The 24,720-nt window shown below is 49.3% G+C and carries 20 protein-coding genes, 1 tRNA gene and 4 pseudogenes; 4 read left to right on the top strand and 21 right to left on the bottom strand.

Annotated elements, in window-relative coordinates; genetic code table 11:
• Positions 1-140 precede the first annotated feature (140 nt).
• Positions 141-1,415: a helicase C-terminal domain-containing protein gene (locus GUC22_RS24840; protein WP_201746425.1), complete on the bottom strand. Its 1,275-nt coding sequence runs from the start codon at positions 1,413-1,415 to the stop codon at positions 141-143.
• A gap of 129 nt (positions 1,416-1,544) precedes the next feature.
• Positions 1,545-2,121, bottom strand: a pseudogene (locus GUC22_RS27340) (IS3 family transposase); the annotation flags it as partial.
• Here GUC22_RS27340 and GUC22_RS27660 point away from each other — a divergent pair.
• Positions 2,111-2,224, top strand: a pseudogene (locus GUC22_RS27660) (peptidase); the annotation flags it as partial. The pseudogenes GUC22_RS27340 and GUC22_RS27660 sit on opposite strands and share 11 nt — an antisense overlap.
• Before the next feature lie 371 nt (positions 2,225-2,595).
• On the opposite strand, the gene maoP reads toward GUC22_RS27660, so the two are convergent.
• The 8 genes and pseudogenes from maoP to GUC22_RS24800 all read right to left on the bottom strand — a co-directional run.
• Entirely contained in the window at positions 2,596-3,003 is a 408-nt protein-coding gene (maoP, locus tag GUC22_RS24835) for a DUF413 domain-containing protein (RefSeq protein WP_160183826.1), read from the bottom strand.
• Positions 3,004-3,006: 3 nt separating this feature from the next.
• Positions 3,007-3,639, bottom strand: coding sequence for an OmpA family protein (locus GUC22_RS24830; RefSeq protein ID WP_227673678.1), 633 nt, complete (start codon positions 3,637-3,639; stop codon positions 3,007-3,009).
• A 71-nt stretch (positions 3,640-3,710) separates the two neighbouring features.
• On the bottom strand, positions 3,711-5,300 hold the full coding sequence (locus GUC22_RS24825; protein WP_160183825.1) for a hypothetical protein: 1,590 nt from the start codon (positions 5,298-5,300) through the stop codon (positions 3,711-3,713).
• A gap of 82 nt (positions 5,301-5,382) precedes the next feature.
• Positions 5,383-6,411 (bottom strand): SEL1-like repeat protein, encoded by a 1,029-nt coding sequence (locus GUC22_RS24820; protein ID WP_160183824.1) that lies wholly within the window; start codon positions 6,409-6,411, stop codon positions 5,383-5,385.
• Positions 6,412-6,445: 34 nt separating this feature from the next.
• The gene (locus tag GUC22_RS24815) at positions 6,446-7,966 is read right to left on the bottom strand and encodes a serine/threonine protein kinase (RefSeq protein WP_160183823.1); all 1,521 of its coding nucleotides are present in this window, start codon (positions 7,964-7,966) and stop codon (positions 6,446-6,448) included.
• Positions 7,967-7,968: 2 nt separating this feature from the next.
• A complete protein-coding gene (locus GUC22_RS24810) occupies positions 7,969-9,513 on the bottom strand; it encodes a protein phosphatase 2C domain-containing protein (RefSeq protein WP_160183822.1) in 1,545 nt (514 codons plus the stop codon).
• Positions 9,514-9,589: 76 nt separating this feature from the next.
• Positions 9,590-10,225 (bottom strand): vWA domain-containing protein, encoded by a 636-nt coding sequence (locus GUC22_RS24805; protein ID WP_131930848.1) that lies wholly within the window; start codon positions 10,223-10,225, stop codon positions 9,590-9,592.
• Between the two features lie 131 nt (positions 10,226-10,356).
• Positions 10,357-10,512, bottom strand: a pseudogene (locus GUC22_RS24800) (integrase core domain-containing protein); the annotation flags it as partial.
• A 484-nt stretch (positions 10,513-10,996) separates the two neighbouring features.
• Here GUC22_RS24800 and tnpA point away from each other — a divergent pair.
• Together tnpA and tnpB are read left to right on the top strand one after the other, a co-directional pair.
• The gene (tnpA, locus tag GUC22_RS24795) at positions 10,997-11,389 is read left to right on the top strand and encodes an IS66-like element accessory protein TnpA (protein ID WP_160183821.1); all 393 of its coding nucleotides are present in this window, start codon (positions 10,997-10,999) and stop codon (positions 11,387-11,389) included.
• A pseudogene (tnpB, locus tag GUC22_RS24790) lies at positions 11,386-11,565 on the top strand (IS66 family insertion sequence element accessory protein TnpB); the annotation flags it as partial. The gene tnpA and the pseudogene tnpB, both read left to right, overlap by 4 nt.
• A gap of 291 nt (positions 11,566-11,856) precedes the next feature.
• Here tnpB and GUC22_RS24785 read toward each other — a convergent pair.
• From GUC22_RS24785 to aspA, 11 genes are all read right to left on the bottom strand, one after another.
• Positions 11,857-12,339: a hypothetical protein gene (locus GUC22_RS24785; RefSeq protein WP_160183819.1), complete on the bottom strand. Its 483-nt coding sequence runs from the start codon at positions 12,337-12,339 to the stop codon at positions 11,857-11,859.
• A 73-nt stretch (positions 12,340-12,412) separates the two neighbouring features.
• Positions 12,413-13,192: a hypothetical protein gene (locus GUC22_RS24780; RefSeq protein WP_160183818.1), complete on the bottom strand. Its 780-nt coding sequence runs from the start codon at positions 13,190-13,192 to the stop codon at positions 12,413-12,415.
• 234 nt (positions 13,193-13,426) lie between these two features.
• Positions 13,427-13,588, bottom strand: a complete 162-nt coding sequence (locus GUC22_RS24775) for a hypothetical protein (RefSeq protein WP_040216727.1) — start codon at positions 13,586-13,588, stop codon at positions 13,427-13,429.
• 876 nt (positions 13,589-14,464) lie between these two features.
• The gene (locus GUC22_RS24765) at positions 14,465-15,733 is read right to left on the bottom strand and encodes a tyrosine-type recombinase/integrase (protein ID WP_160183816.1); all 1,269 of its coding nucleotides are present in this window, start codon (positions 15,731-15,733) and stop codon (positions 14,465-14,467) included.
• Positions 15,734-15,928: 195 nt separating this feature from the next.
• Positions 15,929-16,004: transfer RNA gene (locus GUC22_RS24760), tRNA-Phe, on the bottom strand.
• 115 nt (positions 16,005-16,119) lie between these two features.
• Entirely contained in the window at positions 16,120-18,207 is a 2,088-nt protein-coding gene (locus GUC22_RS24755; protein ID WP_160183815.1) for a DUF1176 domain-containing protein, read from the bottom strand.
• 67 nt (positions 18,208-18,274) lie between these two features.
• Positions 18,275-18,850, bottom strand: coding sequence for a transcriptional regulator (locus tag GUC22_RS24750; RefSeq protein WP_004871181.1), 576 nt, complete (start codon positions 18,848-18,850; stop codon positions 18,275-18,277).
• A 35-nt stretch (positions 18,851-18,885) separates the two neighbouring features.
• Positions 18,886-20,643, bottom strand: a complete 1,758-nt coding sequence (locus GUC22_RS24745; RefSeq protein WP_160183814.1) for a protein-disulfide reductase DsbD — start codon at positions 20,641-20,643, stop codon at positions 18,886-18,888.
• Entirely contained in the window at positions 20,619-20,942 is a 324-nt protein-coding gene (gene cutA, locus GUC22_RS24740) for a divalent cation tolerance protein CutA (RefSeq protein WP_004109254.1), read from the bottom strand. Before cutA ends, GUC22_RS24745 begins: the two co-directional genes overlap by 25 nt.
• Before the next feature lie 94 nt (positions 20,943-21,036).
• The gene (locus GUC22_RS24735; protein ID WP_004871172.1) at positions 21,037-22,338 is read right to left on the bottom strand and encodes an anaerobic C4-dicarboxylate transporter; all 1,302 of its coding nucleotides are present in this window, start codon (positions 22,336-22,338) and stop codon (positions 21,037-21,039) included.
• A 118-nt stretch (positions 22,339-22,456) separates the two neighbouring features.
• Positions 22,457-23,893: an aspartate ammonia-lyase gene (gene aspA / locus GUC22_RS24730; RefSeq protein ID WP_024360232.1), complete on the bottom strand. Its 1,437-nt coding sequence runs from the start codon at positions 23,891-23,893 to the stop codon at positions 22,457-22,459.
• A 338-nt stretch (positions 23,894-24,231) separates the two neighbouring features.
• Here aspA and GUC22_RS24725 point away from each other — a divergent pair, with 338 nt between their 5' ends.
• Entirely contained in the window at positions 24,232-24,708 is a 477-nt protein-coding gene (locus GUC22_RS24725) for an FxsA family protein (RefSeq protein ID WP_004097899.1), read from the top strand.
• Positions 24,709-24,720 lie beyond the last annotated feature (12 nt).

Raw genomic sequence — 24,720 nt, 5'->3', positions numbered from 1 at the left:
AAACCGTCAGCCATGATACACTATGGTATAGCGGCTACCAGCCTTAGCAGATTACGTTCCGGTATTGCGGAAATATTCCGCCATGGCTGATGTCTCTGTTAGAGAGGCGAGGTTTATTTCCCAGAGAATTAATAACGCCACTACTGGTGACCAAACTTTGCCGGGTAAGGATCTTCAACTTCGCGATCCCTGACAGGCTTCCGTAGCCACCGACGCCAGCCCGATGTACTCTCTTTCGTATCAATTTCTCGATTGAAACTCTGCGTTTCACAGTTATCCAGTTTTTCCTCCACGACGTACTTATGGTGAATGAATGAAGCCAGTTGATCCTGATCGAATGAGCTTGCGAGATAAGGATAATTAATAACCATCTCGGCATTACCGCCCTCTTTAAGCAACATATTTACGCGGCCAAAGAGGCGATCGACGCGACCATTCCTCTGCTCATTATCGCCGGGAGTCCAGGCAATGCCGTAATGATGGACCTTATGGCATTGCAGATGCAGATTTACGCCTTCCTGCATCACCGAAGTCGCCACAAGCACATCCGGGAAAAATGGCGAGTTAAATCCGCGTATAAGCCGCTCACGGTTGTGAGACTCACCGCTGGCGTACCATGCCGGACTGTTCAGGCTGCTGAGTTCACGCCAGGCGTAAAGGCTATTATCAAGCGGCTGGCCAACAATCTTCTCACACAGCGTTTCAAATGTTTGGATGGCTGCCGAGAAATAACGCAGTATCAGCGAATCCTTGAATTTCGGCGTCACCCATTCAATAAATTGCAGATAGCGCTGCTGGGCATCGCCGCGCTGGGATACACGATTAAATTCAGTAAACCAACAGTAAAGTTCGACCATCACCGGGCTGGCAAACAGGTAGCCAATGCGCAGATAGTTGGCAAAGTTCTCGACTATCGCCATGCCGTTCGGCTGCGCTTTCCATGTCCTGATCTGATGTTGATGCTGCTCAGGAAGTAAATCGAACATAATTCCCCAGGCCGTAGGCATCGGGTGGGCATAGTTTGAAAAATTCTCCACCAGCATTTCCTGACGAATATCCCTCGCGGCATCACTGTAGCTATCACGCATCCGCTCTCCGGACTCTCTGCGATAATACTGTGTATAAGTTGCCGAAATACCATCGCGGGCAGGTTCCAGAAACAGCGATAACAAACTCTCCGGACGGCGAAAGCGCAGGCTGACGTTACTGCAGTCCGTGCGCCGCACTATGCCACTTGTTTTTGTCACGAAAAGCGCCGCGATCCTGCTGGAAAGCTTTGCTTCATTTTCTTCGCTATCATCGTCCAGTAAGCACTCCTCTGCAGGCTCATCTGTATCCTGAGTATTGATAGTCTTTTCCGATATCAGGTTTTCATACTCTTCCCGGGACCAGCGCGTACTGCGCCACTTCTCCAACGCCTCCGGCGGCAGTTACCAAAGCCGAATTAATCGCTCAGCCATCATCTCATCATAGCGAGCATTAATACGCTGAGTTATCTCGCGCACCGACGGGATACGGCGGACAAAGACCAGATGCTTGCGGCTATAGCCCCGAAATAGCGCGATGCTGTCCAGAATACGCGTGACCTGAACGCCTGAAATACCGAAAGCAGCGGTGACCGTCAGACACTCCTTCATAAAATCATCCACATAGGTCAGACACTTGATCCTGCGACCGTTGGCCATAGCGTCTATAACGAAATCCATCGACCATGTAAGGTTCGGCGCGTCCGGGCGCAGAAGCGGAAACCGTTCGGTCGCCTGCCCTTTACGGCGTCGTCAGCGTTTTACGCTCAGTCCATTAAGGTAGTAAATAGGTATACCCGCTTGTGATTGACGTGAAGACCCAGCTTACGCAGCAACTGCCAGATGCGCCGATAACCAAAACGTCTGCGTTCAAGCGCCAGCTCAGTAATATGCCCTGATAAATGTGCATCAGCAGTCGGACGCTGAGCATCATAACGGCAGGTCGACAGAGACAAACCTGTAAGCCTGGAGGCACGGCGTTGCAACAGACCGGTCGCATCACACATCAACACCACGGCTTCCCGCTTCAGGCCTGTCGTCAGTACTTTCGCCCCAGAGCCATCTGAAGTGCCTCTTTATCCAACATGGCATCGGCTTCTGATATTCCAAATGTGCCTGCTGAAATTTTCTCCAAATTCCAGATCAGTTTCTATGACGATCCGGTGGATGCTGTTTATAAAGCATTAGGTGTTCAATAACGGATAATTCGTCATCACCAGAAACAAATAATGGGTACAAATGCCTATTATTTGATGAACAACTCTGCCTCAAGCTGCGGGATATCAACATCTAAAGTAACTACTGGGTGACTCGCTTCAAGTGGTAGAAATGTAACCCTCAGAGATTAAAAAAAGAAAGACCGTAATATAACAACCTATTTTCAAAAATTTCTAATTAGTAGGCGTTAAGGGAACGTCGTATTGACGGTTTGACCTAAGCTCCATAGCAGAAGTTCGCCCCACTTTGTTGCTTAGCCACTTCATCAATACGCTGAGAATGTGGAGCGGTTAAGCATCCAGACCGATACTGTTGAGATGGCACGTACAACTAGATATATTTGTTATTAGTGTTATACTTTTAACGCACTCCTTACCTGAATCACTTTAATCCATATTCTTTCAAATTCACTTTCAACCTCTTCTAGCCCTTTATGGACGTTAATAAATCTACGTTGGGCGGATGTTAATGGTGGTATTTCCTCTGAAATTAGGGCTTCCATCCATGCACCATATTTATTAAGAATCTTGCGCTCATTAAAGGTTAATAGATAACCGATTATTGCCAAATCAGATAAGTAGTGACCGATCAGGTTCTTGTGATCATCTCTGGAGCTTTGCTCAATCTCCCTGCTCATATCAAAATTAACATCGATATTTTCTGAATCAATCATCAATGAACTAAGTGTAAAATCGATGCCTTCAGGCATCATTTTTTGCGCAATTTCAGTTAGCCCGGAAAAATCCAGATTTAATTTCATAGGTTACTCCTGCAATATTTTCTGGATTTGAATTTCTGCATTGGTCACTGCCTTAAATGTTACTCGCCTTGAACGCTCAGGGTCTTCTTTTCCTTTTTCATCGAGAATAGGATGTGCTGAAGAATAACCTACAGCAGAAAATACATCTTTTATCCATGGGCGTTGATTAGAAACTGCTGGCATATTGTATAAATATTGCAGTACAGCCGTGGTGCGGCCCTGAGAGAGCGCCATATTGCGAAAATATGCCAAGTCAGATGTCGTGGCGCCAGACCAGTCACTGCTGGTATGTCCCTCAATGCGAATATCAGTAATATTACTACGAAAGTTTTCAAGCACCTTCAAATAGCGAGGGAAGAAGTCCGTTAAAATATTCTGGAACTGAGGTTTCAAGCCGACGCTCCCCACCTCAAAAAGTACCTCTGGCGATTTGAAGCGGAATTCGAGTGTTTTTTCATCTATTTCGGCGTCCCACTGGTCGAGATCGCTCGAGAATTCATGATTTAATGCAGTATAAAGTGCGGCTTGTGTATTCTGGTAGGCGACAGCAACCTGTTTAATTTTATCTCGCTCAACCCGGACGTAATGCATGTAGGCAATTGAAATAAAAAGAAAAACCATCATCAGGCCAGCCATTAAATCTGACATGGAAATCCAGTGAGCGCTATCCCGCTGTTTTGCACGCGAGCGGGGGAAATAACCTTTACTCATACTAAGGTCCCTGAAGGTGCTAAATCGGATTCAAGTTGTGTTATTCTTTCTTCATAATTCTTAATGAGTTGCTCGTAATTATTAACAAAGCCTTGGCTGATTTGAAGCAGAGCTTTCCCCATCACTTCCAGCTCACGCGTAATTTCTTGCTCTGTTACCGTTTCAAATTTCTGACGTTGCTGAGCAATAATGTCATTAAATGAGGCAATGGATTTCCCTGCCATAGAATTAAAGTCCTGATACCCATTTTCCATGCTGGACATCATTTTTTTGTTCGTCGATGACAAGCTATCGCTCAACTGTTGTACACTAATCTCAACGGATGTGCGGACTTTATCATTACTTGCCGCAAACTCTTCACCGATTTTATGTGTCGCAGTTTCCATTACCGCAAGCATACTCCGCATTCCATTAACCATTTCCTCACTGACTTTATGTGCCCCTTTTTCAAGGTTAAAATTAATGCTGTCACCCATTTTAAACAGTTGCATGCTCATCTCTTCCAGTGAATCCATCCCTCTCTGAACAAATTGATTAATTTGCTCAATATTATTTTCTGAAGATAGGCTAATACGCTCAGTGTTAAATAATATGCGCTGTCCGGCTTGTTCCAGTAGCATTTGTAAGTTATCAGCAGAGCTGAGCATGATGCCACTCACGCTTTCAACACCCTCTTTTAACATCGGAATGGCCATGATCGCCTGATCTCGCATTAAGATGAAGGCTTCTAAGTTGTTTTCGAGTTCATATAGCTGACTTTCATTGTGTTGCATCAGAGACTGGAAAGCTTCCATAGTTTGTGGAATGCTGGCACATCTTGCCTGAATAGTGTCCAGCGTTGTAGCTATGTCGGTTATCGCGCGCGTGCTATTTTTGAATTGATTATCCATGATTTCAAGCTGCATTTTATAGGTTGCCTGCCAGTCCACAAGTTTTTTTACTGATGCATCCAAAGCTTTGAAGTTTTCACCAAATTGCTCAAAAATATGATCATTAAAGTCACGCACCACGGAGCGTAAGCCATCAATAATTTGCTCACCCGCGACTTTAGATACGTTCGAAGAAAACTCGTCAAATTTTTTCCACAATACGGCATCAAATTCACGATTATGCACATTGAGATCGGCTCTAAATTTTTTTATTTCTGCAGACAGTGAACCATCTGTAGGATCTAGCAAACCGCTTTTAATCTCTCTTAGCAGCTCTGTTTGCTGAATAACAGAATGATAGATCTCATTCTGTTTTATATATTCTTCGTCGTAGTTTTCTTTGAATCGCCAGGCACTCTGTGCATTGAAGATAATGGTGGCAGTAATCCCAAAGATACTGGCAACAAAACCTGTTTTAAGGCCGGAGAGTAGGTGAATAATACTCAGATCAATATTGCCAGTATCAAATTTTAGCAGCCCCATAGCCACCCCGAAGAAGGTCCCTAAAATACCTAAGGAGGTCATTAAGGTCGGCGCATACTCAACAAAGCGCTTTCGCTTTCCCCCCTTATCCAAAAAAATGGCAAAAATAAAAACTATAAGGATAAAAATGACGAAAATTCGTGTTGATATATCGCTAAAAAGTTCAGAGATCATAGTCTTCTCAAAATCTGTAAGGTTGTCTCGACCAATAGGGCTAGCCACCGCCGTTTGATTTTTCCAAGTAAATAGAGCTGTATCAATGGTGATGTATCAAGGGGGCCGTTAAGGATATTCGAAACAAGGATTCGTCGTTAAGGGCTCTAGATCTGCACTGACGAAGCGCTTGCTGCGCAGACTGATGCTTATGACTGGCGGCTTCATGCAACCAGTCAAACGCGGCTGAGGGATCTCTGGGTTGCCCAAGGCCAAATTTGCAGATAATACCCAGCCTATACTGCGCTTCGGTATTTCCCTCAGCGGCCGCTTTTGCATACCATTTTCTTGCTTCCTCTTTATGCGCAATACCCATCAGACCCAGCCAGTATAGTTCCCCCAGCTCGAACATTGCGCTGGTATTACCTTGTTCGGCGGCCCTTTCGTACCAGTTGTGGGCATTCTGAAGACTCCTTTGTACCCCCAGTCCACGGCGATACATCCCCGCCAGTTGGAGTTGTGCATCCACATGACCCTGTTCAGCTGCACTTTGCAGGCGCTCAGCCACTGCACAATACCGCTCAGGCAACGAAATTGTCGTTTCAGGTAGTTCATCTTGACAGATGAAATTACAGGCCTGATGCGGGTTAAGCTCTTCAATTCTGAACACTCCCCCCATAAAAGGCAGAAACAGCATTTTGTCGTCCCCACGGCCCGCCAACAGGAACCAGGAATTAGTGTAAGCTGAGTGTTTGAAGGCTTCCTCAAGGGGAAGTATATCGCCATTACCCAGCGTATCACTCAAAATTATCATTTGCGGGCGGTAGAAGCGTGTGCTGTCTGGCGCTTCGCTACACAATAGGCGATAGAGCACCTCTTCCAGAGTCTCCTGTGAGGTGTCCTGCGTAACGCAGCTAATGTCCGTCAGCACTGAAACAGATGTAAGATCCTTAAAAACGTAAAGCCGCTGCCCACTAGCCAGCCAAATCTCTACCTCCAAGTTTTCCTGCCAGCAGGGATCCCTGCTCCAGGCACCAAGCAGTAATTTGATGCCCTCATTTGCAGCCTGAATAGGTTCACCAATCATTTCAGGACGGTTATTGAACAAAATCGTAACCTTGTTCTTTTTCATTGATATCGTCGCCAGGGATTACGCGCTAGATCCATTACGCCTTTGCTCGGGTCAATGTGATGCGTGTTTTACGCGCACCATTCTCATTACCAAAGCTCAGCACTAGCCCATTTTGCAGACGGATGTAGCTGCCCTTAGCGATTAATTTCGGCGATGATGGCGTTGTGATATCTTGCAAGTTTACAATGCCTTCGTTCACCAGTAACCACTGCTGGTTGTGACAGCGTATATAGGCCAAACGTTTTGAGTCTTCAGTTGAAGTATTTTCATCGTAGCCAAACAATCCGTTGATATGCCAACGGAAAAGTGAAAATCCATCCCATCCCACAATGCGCTTCTTTTCGCGGTGGTATTGATTATTGCGTAAAAACATCAGGTCATCCAATACCGGAATCTCTTTGTCGTAGAGGGTCTGACAGAATGGGCAGGTGCCGGGTTTAGGCTGGCTGCTATCAAAGACAAACCACTTTTCCTGACACTGTTCGTTAGAGCAGGGTAGTAAGAGGTTCATGGTCTCCACAAGTGCATGTTCCCAGTCTGCTGCGCCGGGTCGCTGGGCCGGTTTGTGTAAATAATCAACAAATGCCTGAGTGAACAACTTCGACAGATACGGACCAGTCAACGTATAAGGGCGCTTTTGGGTGTCATGCCACGGAATCTGGCCTTTGGATAGCTTACTGCAATTAACACTGTTAGTGTTATCTGTCGGATGCTCGATGAACAGGGCGCCTTTTCCCATTTTCAGAAAATCGTCATTTTTATCATCATCAATATCGAAGATCTTCTTCCCGTCTTTGAGGGGATGGCGATGCAGCAAGTACATGTAGATCAATACCGACAGGGCATGTAGGTCAGTCAGACGGCTGGGTAAGATGCGCTGCGGATCTGTTTTTTCCAAGCCCGTGGTGTTCACCACTTCCGGTGCAATAAAATCTGGAGTACCCACCACATCAGGTGGAAAGAGTTTAGGGACGACCAGCCCATCAATATCAATTACGCAGACATTAGCCCCTACGGGATCTATCAGCACGTTTTTGTAGGAGAGGTCTGAGTGGGCCAGGCCAGTCAAGTGTAAACGACGGATTGCGCGTGACAACTTCAGGCAGATGCGTAAATAATTGAGCCAATCACCAAGTTCACGTTGATCGAGCAGTTGTCGGGTTTTATTGGATGCAAACCATTTTCCTTCTTTTTCCTTTGTTTTCCATTTCAGCATGTCCTGCTTATATGAGCCGTGTTCAAAGAAAAAATGGTCGGGATATACCGGCATTATGATCCCGGTACGCCCACAATGCTTCACAATCGCGTCTGGCCAGCAGAACAGGCCCTTCCAGTAGTGCCCGCTAGGGGAGTTATAGAGGCGCTCACGGTATTCGCCGGTCAGTTTGGTCAGGCGGTGCATACCGGCTGGGTCAGGCTCTTTTTTAAAAAAGGCTACCACGTAACTTCGGTCCGGGGAGAAGTATACTTCCTTCATCAAGCCTGATGAGGGCTCATCGCTGTCAACATACTCAACGGGCCGCCCATCCAGCGTTTTGCACTTAATGATTTTCATCTTTATGTATTAATTCCCTGATTACGTGATATGAGCAGCGTGCGATCGTCGTGATAGCCTCGTTCAAAGAAATGCAGCCATTCGAGAAGAGCTAGATCTGGCGTTTCTTTTGCTAGTTCAGGTGCGATCTCTTGCCAAAAATCATCCCAGCATTGTGCATCTATCAGTTCTACATCCGATTTGAATTTGGGGTCGCTCACACCGTCTGTCATCAGAATCAACGCCTCAACTTGCTCAATGGCGGCGAGATAGACACTGGATGCGAAATGCTGCTGTAAGTAGCTGGCATCTAGGAATCGAGTTTGCCCGACATAGGTGCCCGAATCTGCTGCACCCAATAACCTTGATGCGCCAGGTAAGTAAGCGACGATGGCACCGTCACCAATCCAAAGGCTGGTCAGGTAGGTTTTCCCTGCAATCGTTTTACTCACCGTAACCAACAGTGTCGTCGCAAACTGGCGGATGTTAATAGACTCTGTATCTGCCAGCGCATGTATTTTGGTGATGATTTTTTTGCAGATATCGTAATACTTGTAATAGAACAGTTGATAAAACACGTTGTGTTTTTGCTGCCAGTCCCCGAGAAGCGCATCCAACTCGCTGGCATGTTCCCGGGTGAACCACTGTTGAAACTCGTCTATGACGGTCGTTACGGCAAGGTGAGAGCCTTCCCGGGAGAAGGCTGCGCTTCCTGCACCGTCTGCCACTACTAGCACAGTCCACCCTGATTCATGTTGCCAGAAATCACCGTCGTCATCGCAAAACTTTGCATCATGCTCATGCGAGCGTCCCCGGCGGCGCGCAAAGTACATGCCCAGCGCCGGATCGCATTTATGTGCCTGATGTTCTTTCGCCCACTTTTGTCCCGGTTCTGGCTCACGGCACTCCCATTGAATAGGGGGAGAGATATTTTTTGGTTCTCTGACTACAGTATGATGGTGTTCAACGCTGGCAGTCTGCTGTCCATCAGTATCTACCTGCACATATTGTGCATTGAATAGGGAAACTGGAGGCGAAGACATCTTGTTAGTTTCTAAATAATGGGCAAAATTCTGCGATGGCTTTGACTCATCTAACGATATTATTCTGGTCTGTTCGTTAGCAATATCATGGAGACTTAGATTTTTTAAGGCTTCAGCCGCTAGTTTGTATTTTTTGCTGGCTTTGCGGTAAAACGCTTTGGCTTTTAATTCATTTTTCTCAACACCACGTCCATCTTCATACATTTTACCTAAACGGTATTGTGCTATGGGGGATTTCGCTTCAATTCGCAGATAACGCTCCATGGCCTCTAACAGATTTTGTTTCACATGCTCATCACCATTTTCATAAATTCTGGCAACAATCAAAGTCGCCTCAATATGTCCTTTACTCTCAGCAACACGAAGCCATTTAAGGGCTTTGGTGTAATCTCTTTCTACTCCATCACCAATGTTAAATCGACTAGCAAGTTTAAATTGAGCATCAACATCGCCCTTATTTGCCTTTTTCTTCAACTGCGCAATATCTTCCTGGCTTATTCTTGATTCTTTATTTTTATATTTCACAGTTATAGCTCGCTCCGCTATCAGGGAGTGAAGACGCGACAAGCCCACATACCACGCAAATGGGCAGCATTAAACTTTAGCTAATCACATTGATTGCAGGTGGCGGTGGCGGAAGATCACCCAAGCTGCCAACATCATGGTTTGCATCTACATGTTGAGAACTGACCGCTATAGACTGGGTTACCCATTTAAAAAACGAACGAATGGTGTCTGCATTGGCAGAGTCTAATTGCACCACACATTCCGTGATTTGCTGTAGCACATTGGTATTGGCATGCATCCCGGCAGCACAAGCAACAATTGTGCCTGTTTTAACCTGCTTCAGACGCTGTAAACCCGCAAACCAGTCGTCCGTAGGCTCACCATCGGTCATCAGGAATACCATCGGTTTCCAGTCACCTTTCTCCGTTGGCGTATTTTTTTTCACTTCCGCATCTATACGATCGGCCAGTAATGCCAGTGCACGACCTAAAGATGTTTGTCCCCCAGCCTGAATGGCGGGAGCCTGGAACTGAACCACTTCAGTCAACGGGGTAACTTGCTGTGCAGATGCATCGAAAGTAATCACTGAAATATGAACTGTTTCAAGTGCATAGGGATCTTGCTTAAGGGTAGTTTCTAGCAACTGCATCCCATTTTTGACGGCTTCGATAGGCTCACCTGACATAGATCCAGATGTATCCAGTAATAGATAAATGGGTAAGCGACGCATAAAGTGTTACTCCTGTTGGCTTAAACGGATATATGAAACCCATTGTACCTGAATCCTGTGTACAATGAATTAAAGCGGTTTGCATATGATAATCATTAATTTCTTCTAATCAAAGTGTAAGCACACCTGTTTTAGTTCCACGCACTTTTTGAGAGTTCCGGTTTTTCAGCCATCAGTCGGTACTCTTCCGGCGTCAGATTATTCAGAGATTCATGAGGTCGCTCACTGTTATCTTCACCCAGCCAGCATTCTGTGATTTCCTGTGCTTCATTCAGTGTTCTGAACAGGCATGATCGATAACGCAGATGCTCGTTTTCTTTTGAGAAACATCAAGTCCAACAAAGCTTTTCATGGTAGCCACCTCTGATATCACTTACCGGGATCATTTTAAGATTACAGCATGTGGTTCCAGCTATTGCCCTGCCTGCACAGTAGTTGGAACAACTTCTTAAAACCGTAGCGCGGATAGCGTTCTGCCAGCTCAGTCAGCGTATGAATAACCCGTTCATCACGCCGGGTATTGAGCTGGTAACAATACGCCGTCCTGCTCAGAGATAATGAAATGAGCGCCTTCCTATCTCTTGCGCACTGGCGGTAGCGTGGATTCAAAGCATCGACATGCTGATACCTTGATGCTGATAAACCCACCATTAACAGTTGCAAGATCCATTCTTTTGTGGTAAGCGTACAGCGTGAACCGTCTGGTTATAATCTGATGCATCCGACAAAGTGGTGTCCACCAAATAAGTAGTGGGAACCAAAGTGTCAGATATGCAGAAAAATGTGACTCCCGGCAGGCGTAAAGGCTGCCCTAATTATTCTCCTGAGTTTAAACATCAGCTCGTTGCCGCCTCCTGCGAACCCGGGATATCCATCTCAAAACTGGCGCTTGAAAATGGCATTAACGCCAATCTGTTGTTCAAATGGCGTCAGCAGTGGCGTGAAGGTAAACTCCTGCTGCCTTCGACAGACCTTCCTCAGCTACTTCCTATAACACTCGACGCCCCTGCTGGACCACTGGTGGTGCAGTCAGAACTGCCAGCAGAAGAGCCGGAGACCCTCAATATCACCTGTGAGGTGGCATTCCGGCACGGAACGCTCCGCCTCAACGGAACTGTCAGCGAAAAGCTCCTGACTCTTCTGATACAGGAGCTCAAACGGTGATCCCGTTACCAACAGGCACCAAAATCTGGCTGGTTGCCGGTATCACCGACATGCGCAACGGCTTCAATGGTCTCGCCACAAAGGTGCAGACGATGCTGAAAGACGATCCGATGTCCGGCCATGTCTTCATCTTCCGGGGCCGCAGCGGCAGTCAGGTCAAACTGCTGTGGTCTAACGGTACGTCCGGCGTCGACGGACTTCAGAACTGCAATTATCTGGTGTTTGGAGAATAGGGCTTTAGTATGGCGATCTCCTCCGAGGACATAATTAATATGTCGGAAGATCTCTAAAAATGAATTATTCGTTTTGCAGGGATATTTACAATATAGCTGGCAGGATTTCATTACGCTGAATCGAGAAGCGAGTCTGATTCTAGAGAAGTTATAAAGTATTATTTACCGACAAGGTCAGTCTTTCTATCTTTTGTACCAGCTCACATTCATGTGAGCTGGTACAAACCAGATATATCAATCTGACTCATCGGGGATACCATGCATCATATTGCTGTCACCCAGATGTTGTTCCCAGACATCATCGCATTTTATCGTACTGATTTCTTTCCCCTGTTTTAAAACAGTTATTTCCCCATCAGTATTTTTTCCATCGTCGATATAAGAAACAGAGTAAGTATACTCGTTTTCTGGTATGTTCAATGTATGTATTGACACCCCCTCAACCCTACTGTAATTCCAGGCCTGACTTAACTGGATCACATTTTTTACCAAAGTAATTTCAGGAATAACCCCACCACCTCCGTTAATATCCGATTTACCGAATAAATAAGTGACCTCATTATTATTCCTCAACACAGCCACCTCTTTAGTGGTTTTACCTTTTATGATACACCCGAACAGAACATTTGAATCTCCATATGGTGATGCCATTACTGAACAGGAGACGGTTATTACCCCCAGAGTGATTACATATTTCAGTTTCTTTAAAAATTTCATACTGTTTTCTCTAAAAATAAATAATATATAAAAAGCACTTACCCCAGAGGTAAGTGCTTTGCCTCAGAAATACCTATTCAATATATACAACAATCTTACCATCTGATTGTTCTGTCACGATAATATCTTTAGTTGTACCATCACTAAGTTGAGCAAATCCATAGTGCTGCTTCCCTTCACTTTCAGTTAACGTTACATTCTCACATTGCTGCGAGTATTGACGTAACTGTTTATGATAGATATCCGTTACCACCTCGCATGCTGTACGTTCTAGCATCGCTTTGCTACCGTTGAACGCAAAGTTCCCGATGCCATATACAATCCAGATGCCAAGCCAGACCAGCAACAGCATTTTTCCCTGACCAACGGCTTTACAACGTTTAGCAATATAAACTGGCGAAAAAAGAATCCACCATTTTGAAAAACATGCCTTACCATGTTTATCCAGTAGCTTCCAGTCCATATAGAACAAAATAACCAGGGCAATCATAACGAACAGATTAACCGTATAGTTGACAGCTAAACTAAACAAACATGCAGATAAAACGCCGACAACAAACAATCCAGTTGCAATCCAGATATATTTGTCATGTAACGACGAGTTGTCTATATTTAATAATGTACGGATATTCTCAGCGCTTACCAAATCAGACTTTTTTCTATCGCCAACAATAAAAGAAATCAATTTATTATTATACAGTACCCTGGCTTCATCGTTTAACAAAATGGATTTCATTTCGCGGATGAATTTTAAATCTGCATCATCACGTTCACTTACTTTTTGTATCGCATGGTTTAATTCATCAACGCTGGCATTCATATCCAGCTCAAGATATTCATAATAGTTTATCATGATTTTTCCTTATCTTTACATAATGGCCGAAATATTACAGAGAACGTTAAACTGATATACTTCAAGAGTGTTGAAGAGGAGGTGGGTATGGCGGTAGATTTAAAAGAATTATTAAAATACGTAATCATTTCCCTTATAAACATAACAAAACAACAATCCCTGTACAAACAAGTAACATGAATAAAAAGCCAATACCAAGATAGGCTTTAAAAAGCTTCTTAAATCTGTCTGGTTTCATTTTGACCTCACGACTACAGCAAAAAGAATCGCACCAAATATGGGGTCTATAAGCATACTGATAACAAACCATATGAAGAACGAACGGCCACTGGCCTGAGCCAATTTACCAATAACTATTGATGCTCCGATCCACAAAAGTAAAAGAATAAATGCCATCGTTGGCTCCTTGAAAAATAGCAATAAATGACTGAAGTGGCGGTTTAATGCCGTCACTTTGTCCGGTAAACATGTTGAATAGATGGGCAGACTTATACCTGCCGCATTGAAACATCCTTGCTATAGGCGCATGGTGCATCTCCTTATTGTCACCCGGTAAGAATCCTGTCCTGATGCTAATTAAATCCTTTCTAAGATAGGGAGGTTACGAGTGCAGGTAAAATTGTTATTACCGATCGAATTTCAATAATTGATCTGCAGGACCTATTGATAAAAACGATCAATTTTATACATTTGATAGCCTTAGGCTATCATTATAATGATATCGATCGTTTTTGTAGATTGGTTTATGCGGGGGATGGGGTGTATTAAAATTGATGAGGCAAGTACTGGGTATTTTTTATTCATTAAAAACATAAGGATATGACATTTCTCATAACCCTCTAGTCAAAGGTATGACCACAATCAGCACACTCATATCTGTCAAACAGGAGTCCATCAAGGGCTGAGCCGGTAACCGCTCCCGCAGTTGCACCAGCCACAAACCTCCCCAGCACAGCACCAATAACAGCCCCGGTCGCAGTCCCCAGAACTGGCACAACAGAGCCAATTGCAGCCCCCGAGCTTGCTCCACTAAGGGCTCCAGCCACACCTCCAGCAATACCTCCAGCAATACCTCCAGCCTTCCTCCCAATGTTACGTTCGCTAACGTGTTCAGAACCACATTTTGGACACATTGTAACCATTGCTAAAATCTCCTGATTTTCGGTTGTTAAAAAGCAAAAAGCACCCGAACGTTAAAGTACGGATGCCTTCTTTATGTAATCACTCATGTTGAATCTACGGGGTTAAGGGGCCAACATATAGCGTCATGTGTTATCTGGTCAGCATGGGATTATTAATTTTCGCAAAATCAAAAGGACTAATACTCTTCTCCCGATTTGCATCCAGGAAGTTTGCCCACCATTGCAGCATCAACTTGCGTTCATCCAAATGTTCCGCTTTATGGATATATGCTGCGCGTACCGAGTTACGTTCCATATGGCTCATCTGGCGTTCCACAGCATCCTTCGACCATAGTCCCGACTCAATTAAAGAGCTACAGGCCATAGCCCGGAAGCCATGCCCACAGACATCAATCTTTGTATCGTAGCCCATCAGTCGCAGTGCGTTATTCACCGTGTTCTCACTCATGGGTTTCCATGGATTGTGAGCGCCGGTGAAAATCAGTTCATGTTCTCCGCTGATCGTGTGGATCTGCTGCAGTATATTCAGCGCCTGAGTAGAGAGTGGCACAAGATGCTCTGTTCGCATTTTTGAGCCACGATGGGAATACTTGACCCCTTCAATAGGTTTCCGCTCAGGAGGAATGGTCCACATGGCTTTCTTAAAGTCGATCTCAGACCACCTGGCAAAGCGTAGTTCACTGGAACGGATGAAGATAAGCAGGGTGAGTTTAGTTGCCAGCCGGGTGAGAGGTTGTCCTCTGTATGCATCCAGTCGTTCAAGAAGCTCTGAAATGCGATTTAAGGCGAGGGCAGGGCGGTGCTGGCGTTTTACCGTGGTTAACGCGCCAGCCATATCCACGGCAGGGTTATAGGTGATAATACCTGACTGGGCAGCATAGCGCATAATTGCAGTGATACGCTGCTGAATGCGCGCTGCAATCTCATAGATCTCTTTGGCTTCGGCAGCCTTTACTGGAATAAGTAAATCGGGAGTCCTGAGGGTGGTAATGTCACGTGAACCAATAAAGGGAAACACGTGTCCCTCCAGGCTTTTGAGAACCTTCTCACTATGTGCTTCGGACCATTTTTTGTTGCTCTTATGCCACTGTCTTGCGATTCCTTCGAATGTCTGGTCTGCTTCGGGGACTGACTTTTTGATCCGTTTCTGTTCGCACGGGTCGGTTCCTTCTGCTATCAGCTTCCTCGCCGTATCGCGTTTTTCCCTTGCTTCTGATAACGAGACTTCAGGATAGACACCCAGAGCGAGCGTTTTCTCTTTGCCCAGAAACCGGTAGCGGAGCCGCCAGTAGCGCGAGCCATTAGGGTGAACGAGCAAAAACATGTTGCCGCTGTCGGCAAGTTTATAAGGTTTTTCATCCGGTTTAGCTGCACGGATTTTAGCGTCAGTGAGCGCCATTGGCGGTATCTCCTGATAGTAAAAGGGGTATAAATTTTATCGAATCAGACTATACCCTCAGTTGTACCCTCGCAAGGGACTTGATGCGGGTTGAAGTTGATTGAGTTGGGTGGAGTTAAGGGATTGTAGAAGTGTTAGTTTTGGCGGGCTTAGAATGCAAAAACGGACCTCCGTGGAGGTCCGTTGATATGAATTTGGTGCCCGGACTCGGAATCGAACCAAGGACACGGGGATTTTCAATCCCCTGCTCTACCGACTGAGCTATCCGGGCAACGGGGCGCATTAAACCGTAATCCGTACGCCCCGTCAATCAAATTTCTCGTTTTATCTACTGGTTGCTTAACTTTGCGGCAATTCTGCGCCCAAAGGCGCTTTTTTGCTGAAAATTACATCATACCGTTGTCGCCTTCGCGGATTTTCCAGCCGCTGGTCACCGAGATAGCGCGGCGCAATCCGGAGATCGCGTAGTCGCCAACGATGTCTTCGTCATCGCGCGGCGAGCTGAGCGTGATTTCCGCGTCGACGCCGTGGCGATAGGCGCCATGGTGGCTAAAGATGGTGCCGATAAAACATTTATCGTTGAGCCAGACCGGGATATACGCCACGGTTTCGTAGATATAGTTCGACGGTACGCCGCTGTAGTAGTTTTCCGCGTCGTCGGATGACGTGCCAGGAGGAATAGGGCAAATCGGCGCGTCATTGTCGCTCTGCGGCTTATCCTTGAGCAGGCTGCTCTGCATCACTTCCAGCGACTTCAGCAGGTCTGATTTTTCCCTGTCATTCAGCGCCGGCGTCAGGGGTTGGCCTTTTTCCGGCGAGCTGATGTCGTTGAGGGTGTAGCGATAGCGGATCGTCACTGCTGGCGTACTGCCTGAGGGGCCAAACGGGCGCAAGAGATAGAGATTATCTTCGCCAAACTGGCCGTTGTACCAGAGCGCATAAACCTGGCCATTAATGCGTATCCAGTGGCTCCACTGGTTGGCGCCGCGGCCGTTAAGAGAGTAGAGCGCGCCCGGAACGCCTGCGTCAAAATCATCGCCGTTGCCGCTATCATCGCTGTTGACCGCAGCAAAAGCGTCGTCGCTGCGTTTTAATATCCCGGTATAGCTAAAGAGTCCGGTACCGCCGACGTAGCTGTCGATGATTAAATCACGTTTACCGTCTCCGTCGAGGTCAACCAGCGTAAAGCTGACTTTGCCGTTTTCGGAGTCGGCGCTGATATCGGACTGGAGAAACGTCTGCCACTCATCATCGCTGATATCGGCGGAGGGCTTCGTCGTCGAGACCAGAGAGTCGTCCGCGTAGGTCAGCGTAAAATGGCTGACGTTGCCGCTGAGGGGAAACTGCTCGGCGATCTTATTCAGATCCAGTTCAGGATTGACCTTCTGCTCTTTTAACACCGCGTTGTATAACGCTTTCAGCGCGTTGTTATCGGCATCTTTCTGCTGCTTTGGGATAACCTGGCTCACAAAGGTGGGCAGCATCCACGCGCCGCCGGGGGCGATTTCCCGGCAGTCACCGGTGGTGTACTTCAGGCTCTGGATAAATGTTTTACCGTCCCAGACGCGCTCTTCGCCGCTGATGCAGTCGGCGATACCGCGGCCTTTATTGAAAAAGGTGAGCACGCCGTCGGCATAGCTGGAGGCGTCGGTGGTGACCAACTGAGGCGGGGTCATAAATCCTTTGTCCACGACCCACACTGCATAGCCGTCGTTGTAGGCCGCGCGCCAGCACAGGGCCTGAATCAGCGTGTGGTTTTTATCCAGCGGGGTTGCGGTGAGTTGGCGCTCAGACGCTGGGATATCCGCGTTTTGCCAGTCGTCACAATGGCTGTTCAGGAGCGGGACGAGCTGGGGAAGGAGTTTCTGCCGCTGCTTTGCCGTCAACGGCGCGGTAGCGGCATCGTGAACCGCCGGCGCGGCGATAATTTCCGGCGCGGGCGCTGCCGTTAAAATATTGTCATCACCGGCGTCGCCCTGGCGTAACAGCGCATCGGCAGTGCCCAGGCGCCGCTGGAACTCATCCATCTTCAAAAATACGGCGCTGCTGCCTGCGTCGGAAAGCGTCTTACGCTCGCCGTTAAGCGCCAGCTCAATTTTGCCGTTGTGCTCAAGGGCCTGAATCAGGGCCGCCGTCTGGGTATCATCGAAGCGAAAGTGGCTCTCGTCGGCGACCTCAAGCGGACCGTGATCCCGATCGTCAATAAACAGGTTTACCGCGGCATCGGGAGGAATATCGCGTTCGGTTTGCGCGAAGGTCGCGACAGCGATGACGTGCTGCGCCGCGCCCGCATTGCGGGTCAGCAGAACGCTGACTTCGCCCACGGTGGTGCCATACCCCGCGGCCCGACAGGTCCCGGTGTTGTCGCAGGCGAGCTCCCAGTCTTTATGCGCGAAAGAAAAGCCTTGCGGAGAGGCTGCCAGGAGCGGTGTTGAACACAGCCCCATGGCGGCAAGCCAAAGAAGAGAGCGCATATCAAACCCTGTCAGCATATCGATGAAGGGGAATTATATGCGCGATGAATCAGTTAAGATATCGGAATCAGGTCAGGGCGCCGCCCATACGGCACTGGGCAAAACGCAAAATGTCTTCAGCCAGGCGACGCGCGGTATCGACGTCCGTCTGGCTGCGTTTGATCAGCAGTCGGCTCAGGCAGCCTTCGATGATCAGCTCCATCTGCTTCGCGACCATTGCCGGATCGTCAACTTCGAGCTGGCTAAGCAGTTCGTGGGTATAGGCCAGCGAAGCCTGCTTTTGCTGCTCGGCCAGCTGATGGATCGGATGCTGAGGGTCCGGGTAAAAAGTACAGGCGGCGATAAACAGGCAGCCGGGATAACGATGGTTGCTCACGCAGGTGGTCAGCGCGGCGTAGCGGGCCAGCAGCTTCTGCTCCGCGCTGAGCGACTCGTCCAGCAAAAGCTGGCGGCGCCAGGCATCGACCTGATGGCTGAGATAGCGAAGCGCGTCATATAACAGCGCCTCCTGGTCAGGCCAGAAACGTTTGAGGTCATTGAGCGGGTAAGCCACGCGCTCGGCGACCATTTCCAGCGTGGTGTTAGCGATACCCTCGATTTCGAGGATTTGGATGGCTTCACCCAGGACATCTTCACGTTGCACGGTCTTTTCCTCCATTTTTCCTCCTACAGTGTCGCTCACGGTTGTCGATCGCGCAAATGGGCGCTGAATGCCGCGGCATCCATAAACCCGGTGACGCGCTGCGCGGGCTGCTCCTCGCCCCGTTCGTTGAAAAACAGAATCGTGGGCAAGCCGAGCACCTGGAGGTGCTTCAGCAGCGCCGCGTCCTGCTCGCTATTCTTCGTGACATCAACCTGCAGCAGAACGGTCTCTTTCAGGGCCTGTTGAACGTCAGGTGAACTGAAGGTGTATTTCTCGAACTCTTTGCAGGCCACGCACCAGTCGGCGTACAGATCGAGCATCACCGTTTTGCCTTTCGCCTGCGCCAGCGCCTGATTGAGCTCATCGACGTTATGGATGCGGGTAAACTGGAGATGGGCCTGCTGTTGGGCGACCGGCGCATCGAAAGCCCAGTCCTGCAGTGGACGGGCGCTGACCAGCGCGGCGCCGAGCATCGCTATTTGCACGATACGCAGCCAGGGGCGCGTGCCGCCCAGTGAGGTGATAAACGCCCAGCTAAAAAAGGCGACGCCCAGCAGCGACCAAAGCCGCAGGCCCCACGGTTCGCCCACGATACGCTCCAGTAAAAAGACCGGCAGCGCGAGGATAACAAAGCCAAAGGCGGTTTTGACGTGGGCCATCCACGGGCCGCTTTTCGGCAGCAGGCGGTTACCGAATACGGTCACCAGGATCAGCGGCAGCCCCATTCCGAGCGCGTAGAAGTACAGCGTTCCGCCGCCCAGCCACAAATTACCGCTCTGGGCGATATAGAGCAGAATGGCGCTCAGCGGCGCGGTGGTGCAGGGCGAGCAGATTAATCCGGCAATTGCCCCCATGGCGAATACGCCGCCGGTTGAACCGCCCTGGCGTTTGTTGCTCATCAGCGTCAGACGCGTTTGCAGCGACGAAGGCAGCTGGAGCGTAAACAGACCAAACATCGACAGCGCCAGCAGGATAAACACCACCGACAGGCCAATCAGCACATAAGGGTGCTGCAGCGCCGCCTGGAATTGCAGGCCCGCAGCGGCAACAACCAGCCCCAGCGCGGTGTAGGTTAAGGCCATACCCTGAACGTAGATAAAGGCCAGCAGCAGCGCGCGGGCGGTGGAGAGGCGTTTTTGACCGCCCAGCACGATACCGGAAATGAGCGGATACATCGGCAGAACGCAGGGGGTAAACGCGATGCCGATACCAATCAATAGCGCCCACAGCGCGCTAAAGGGCAGATCGGCGCTTTTTTCGTCCGTAGCGGGGGGCGCAAGGTCTGCGGGTGACTCGACCGGCAGCGCCGGGCGCGTTTCCAGCGGCAGGGGCGGATTAAGCATCGGTTTTTTATCGCCGGATTGCGCCAGCGCGTTGCCGAGCGGCACGATTTTGGTTTCCGGCGGATAGCAAAAACCGGCATCCGCGCAGCCTTGCCAGGTGACGGTCAGGGTCGCGCCGGCGGCGGCGTGAGTCAGAGTGACCGGCACGGTCAGGCGCTGGCGGTAAATTTCGCTTTTACCGTAAAACTCGTCCTCATGCCATTCGCCTGCGGGCAGCGAAGGTTCGCTAAACGCCGCATCGGCGGACGTCAGCTTTATCTGTTTACGGTAAAGATAGTAACCATCCTTGATTTGCCAGGTCAGATTAAGATCGTGTTGATTCTGCTGAAAATCGAAGGCAAAAGCCTGGTCAGCAGGAACAAAGTTCGAACGGCCAGGGGCGTCGAACAGGCCGGCAATGGCCGAAGTGCTGCAAAGCAGCAGGATCAGCGTAATGATGCGTTGAGCCATGAGAGGTAATCGTTGTCTCCGTGAATAACGGGCAGAACCAGAAGTTCAGGGGTTTGATACGGGTGATGGGACTTCAGGCAGTCCAGCAGCGCCTGCTGATGGGCAAGGTCGGTTTTCAGCAGCATTTGCACTTCATACTCCTGCTCCAGTTTTCCTTCCCAGTAGTAGAGCGATGTCGCTCCCGGCAGGAGAGTGGCGCAGGCGGCGAGTTTTTCCGCCAGCGCTTTGGCCGCCAGGTCCTGGGCGGTCGCTTCATCCGGCGCGGTACAGAGTACAACAACAGCATCAGGCGTAGTCATCGTGAACCTCGTATCAGCGAAAAGAGGCACTATAGCACGCAAGGTGGGGAGGATTAACGCAACGGGCCAGGATCTGGCCCGAATTTGAAGAGATTTACAGCATGATGCCGCCGAAAATAAACCCGAGGATCACGCACAGCGTAATGGCGATGACGCCGGGGATCAGGAAAGCATGGTTAAAGACGTATTTGCCGATGCGGGTTGAGCCGGTGTCGTCCATTTCGACCGCCGCCAGCAGGGTTGGGTAGGTCGGCAGAACGAAAAGGGCGGAGACGGCGGCAAACGAGGCGATGGCGGTAAGCGGGCTCACGCCCAGCATCAGCGCGGCGGGCATCAGCGCCTTGGTGGTCGCAGCCTGGGAATAAAGCAGGGTCGCGGCGAAGAAGAGCACCACCGCCAGCAGCCACGGGTAGTTGTGCAGCAGGTCGCCCGCCACGGTCTGGATATCGCTGATGTGGGCTTTGACGAACGTATCCCCCAGCCATGCGACGCCGAGAACGCAGACGCAGGCGCTCATGCCGGATTTAAAGGTGCTGGCGTTGAGGACTTCACCAGTGTCGATTTTGCAGGTAATGCTTATCAGCGTCGCGATAGTCAGCATAAATACGACGATCGCTTCGTTACGCGGCAGGACCGGGTTCTGGATCAGGCCTACGGTATCGCTAATGGCGGTGGCGTAGAACATCACCGCGATGATACCAATCAGAAACAGTAAGACCGAGCGTCTGGCGTGCGGCTTCAGTTCAAAAACCTGGCTACCGCGCAGTTTGACTTCCCCTTTTGCCAGTCGCTCCTGATAAATCGGATCGTCTTTCAGCTCGCAGCCGAGGAAGTTACAGACGATGGCGGTAAGCATGACGGCAATCAGGGTAACCGGAATACAGATCGCCAGCAGGGTCAGGTAGCTGACGCCCAGCGGCTCAAGAATGCCGGCAAAAAAGACCACCGCTGCCGAAATCGGCGAGGCGGTAATCGCAATCTGCGAAGCGACCACCGCGATAGAGAGCGGGCGCGAAGGGCGGATGCCCTGTTCTTTTGCCACTTCGGTGATCACCGGTAGGGTCGAGAACGCGGTATGCCCGGTTCCGGCAAGTACGGTCATAAACCAGGTGACCAACGGGGCGAGAAAGGTGATGTATTTGGGGTGACGCCGGAGCATTCGTTCGGCGAGACTGACCAGATAGTCCATCCCTCCGGCGACCTGCATGGCGGCGATAGCGGCGATAACCGCCATAATGATTTCAATGACGTCGAAGGGGATCGCGCCGGGTTTAATTTGAAAAACGAGAGTCAGGACGAGGACGCCCAGGCCACCGGCGAAACCGATGCCGATGCCCCCCAGTCTGGCTCCCAGATAAATAGCCAGCAGGACAATAACGAGTTCTGCACCAAACATATATGCCTTCCTTGTTTTATTAACAAGTTGATATTGGGTTGTTGTGATTTAGTAAATCAATAAGAACAAAAAAGGCATGTCATCGCTGACATGCCTGTGGTAAGTCTACTCTGAAGACCTATTGTTCGCTTTCATCGGTGTAACGCTTCGCTTTATAGGCCGGGTGCATCAGGTTCTGCGCAGAGAAGATGTCATCCAGCTCCGCTGCGGTCAGTAGCCCGCGCTCAAGCACCACGTCCCTGACGCTCTTGCCCGTTTCGGCGCAAATCTTGCCGACGATATCGCCATTGTGGTGGCCGATATACGGGTTGAGGTAGGTGACGATGCCAATCGAGTTATAGACGTAGCTTTCACATACCGCTTTGTTGGCGGTAATGCCGCTGACGCATTTTTCCAGCAGGTTGTAGCAGGCGTTGGTCAGAATATGAATAGATTCAAACATCGCCTGGCCAATCACCGGTTCCATCACGTTCAGCTGCAGCTGGCCCGCTTCGGAAGCCATGGTGACGGTGGTGTCGTTACCGATCACCTTGAAGCACACCTGGTTGACGACTTCCGGGACCACCGGGTTAACTTTGGCGGGCATGATGGAAGAGCCCGCCTGCAGTTCAGGCAGATTGATTTCGTTCAGGCCAGCGCGTGGGCCGGAAGAGAGCAGGCGCAGGTCGTTACAGATTTTGGACAGTTTTACCGCCAGGCGCTTCAGGGAACTGTGGACCATCACGTAGGCGCCGCAGTCGGAGGTCGCTTCGATCAGATCTTCTGCGGGTACAACCGGCAGGTTGCTGACTTCCGCCAGTTTTTGTACCGCTAACTGCTGATAACCATCCGGGGTGTTCAGGCGGGTGCCGATAGCGGTCGCGCCAAGGTTCACTTCCAGCAGCAGTTCCGCAGTGCGCAGAATGCATTTGGTCTCTTCGTTAAGCAGAACATTAAACGCGTGGAACTCCTGACCGAGGGTCATCGGCACCGCATCCTGTAGCTGAGTCCGACCCATTTTCAGAATGTCCTGGAACTCAACCGCCTTCTGCTGGAAGCCTTCGCTCAGCTGGTTAATCGCATCGATCAGCTTGAGGATGGAGGCGTAGACCGCGATGCGGAAACCGGTCGGGTAGGCATCGTTAGTGGACTGGCATTTATTAACGTGGTCGTTAGGGTTGAGGTACTGATATTCGCCTTTCTGGTGGCCCATCAGCTCAAGGCCGATGTTGGCCAGTACTTCGTTGGTGTTCATGTTTACGGAAGTGCCCGCGCCGCCCTGGAAGACGTCGACCGGGAACTGGTCCATGCATTTGCCGTTATTCAGGACCTCATCGCAGGCGGCGATAATGGCATTGGCAACGCTTTTGGGGATAGTTTGCAGCTCTTTGTTAGCCTGCGCAGCGGCCTTCTTCACCATCACCATTCCGCGGACAAATTCAGGGATATCGCTGATTTTGTTGTTGCTGATGTAGAAGTTTTCAATCGCTCTCAGAGTATGGACGCCGTAGTAAGCGTCAGCTGGAACTTCCCTGGTACCCAACAGGTCTTCTTCGATACGAATGTTGTTTAACATGTGAACCTTCTCTTTCAAGCTGCCTATGAATTCACCAAATACGCAGAATTTATCGGATCTAGCGCATTTTCTGGCCGCAGATTATTTCCTTAATCGGCCCGGTACCCACGATCATATGCTGATGATAGCGAATATCAGCCGCCCTGATCACTTATTATGTAGTGAATCTTATAAGAATTATTAATCTGTGAAATGGGTCACCGGTTTTCTATTGTTGAAAAAAATAAGCTTTTTTTACGATTGAAAAGTGACGTTTTGGCCCAACATCTTTTTGATGCGAATAGCACATCTATGACTACGGGCGCCGACGCGGGCGTCTGTTTATGAAGGAGACGCCGGTGCGTTGGATTCCGTTAATTGCCGTTTTTTTATACGTTTACATTGAAATCTCGATCTTTATCCAGGTCGCCCATGTGCTTGGCGTCCTGCTGACGCTGATTCTGGTGATCTTCAGCTCGGTGGTGGGGATATCGCTGGTGAAAAACCAGGGTTTTAAAAACCTTATGCTGATGCAGCAGAAGATGGCGGCGGGGGAGAGCCCGGCCGCTGAGATGATCAAAAGCGTGTCGCTGATTATCGCCGGTCTGTTGTTACTTCTGCCGGGGTTCTTTACCGATTTCCTGGGTCTGCTGCTGCTGCTGCCTCCGGTGCAGAAGCATCTGACCTTGAAGCTGATGCCGCATCTGCGTTTTAGCCGGATGCCTGGCGGCGGGTTTAGCGCCGGAACGGGCGGCGGCGATACCTTTGAAGGCGAATATCAGCGTAAAGACGACGAGCGCGACCGTCTCGATCATAAAGACGATCGCCGCGACTAACATCCTCCAGGC

The sequence above is a fragment of the Klebsiella sp. MPUS7 genome, assembly GCF_009905335.1.
GTDB classification, from domain to species: domain Bacteria; phylum Pseudomonadota; class Gammaproteobacteria; order Enterobacterales; family Enterobacteriaceae; genus Klebsiella; species Klebsiella grimontii.
This window is presented reverse-complemented; position numbering and strand designations above follow the sequence as displayed.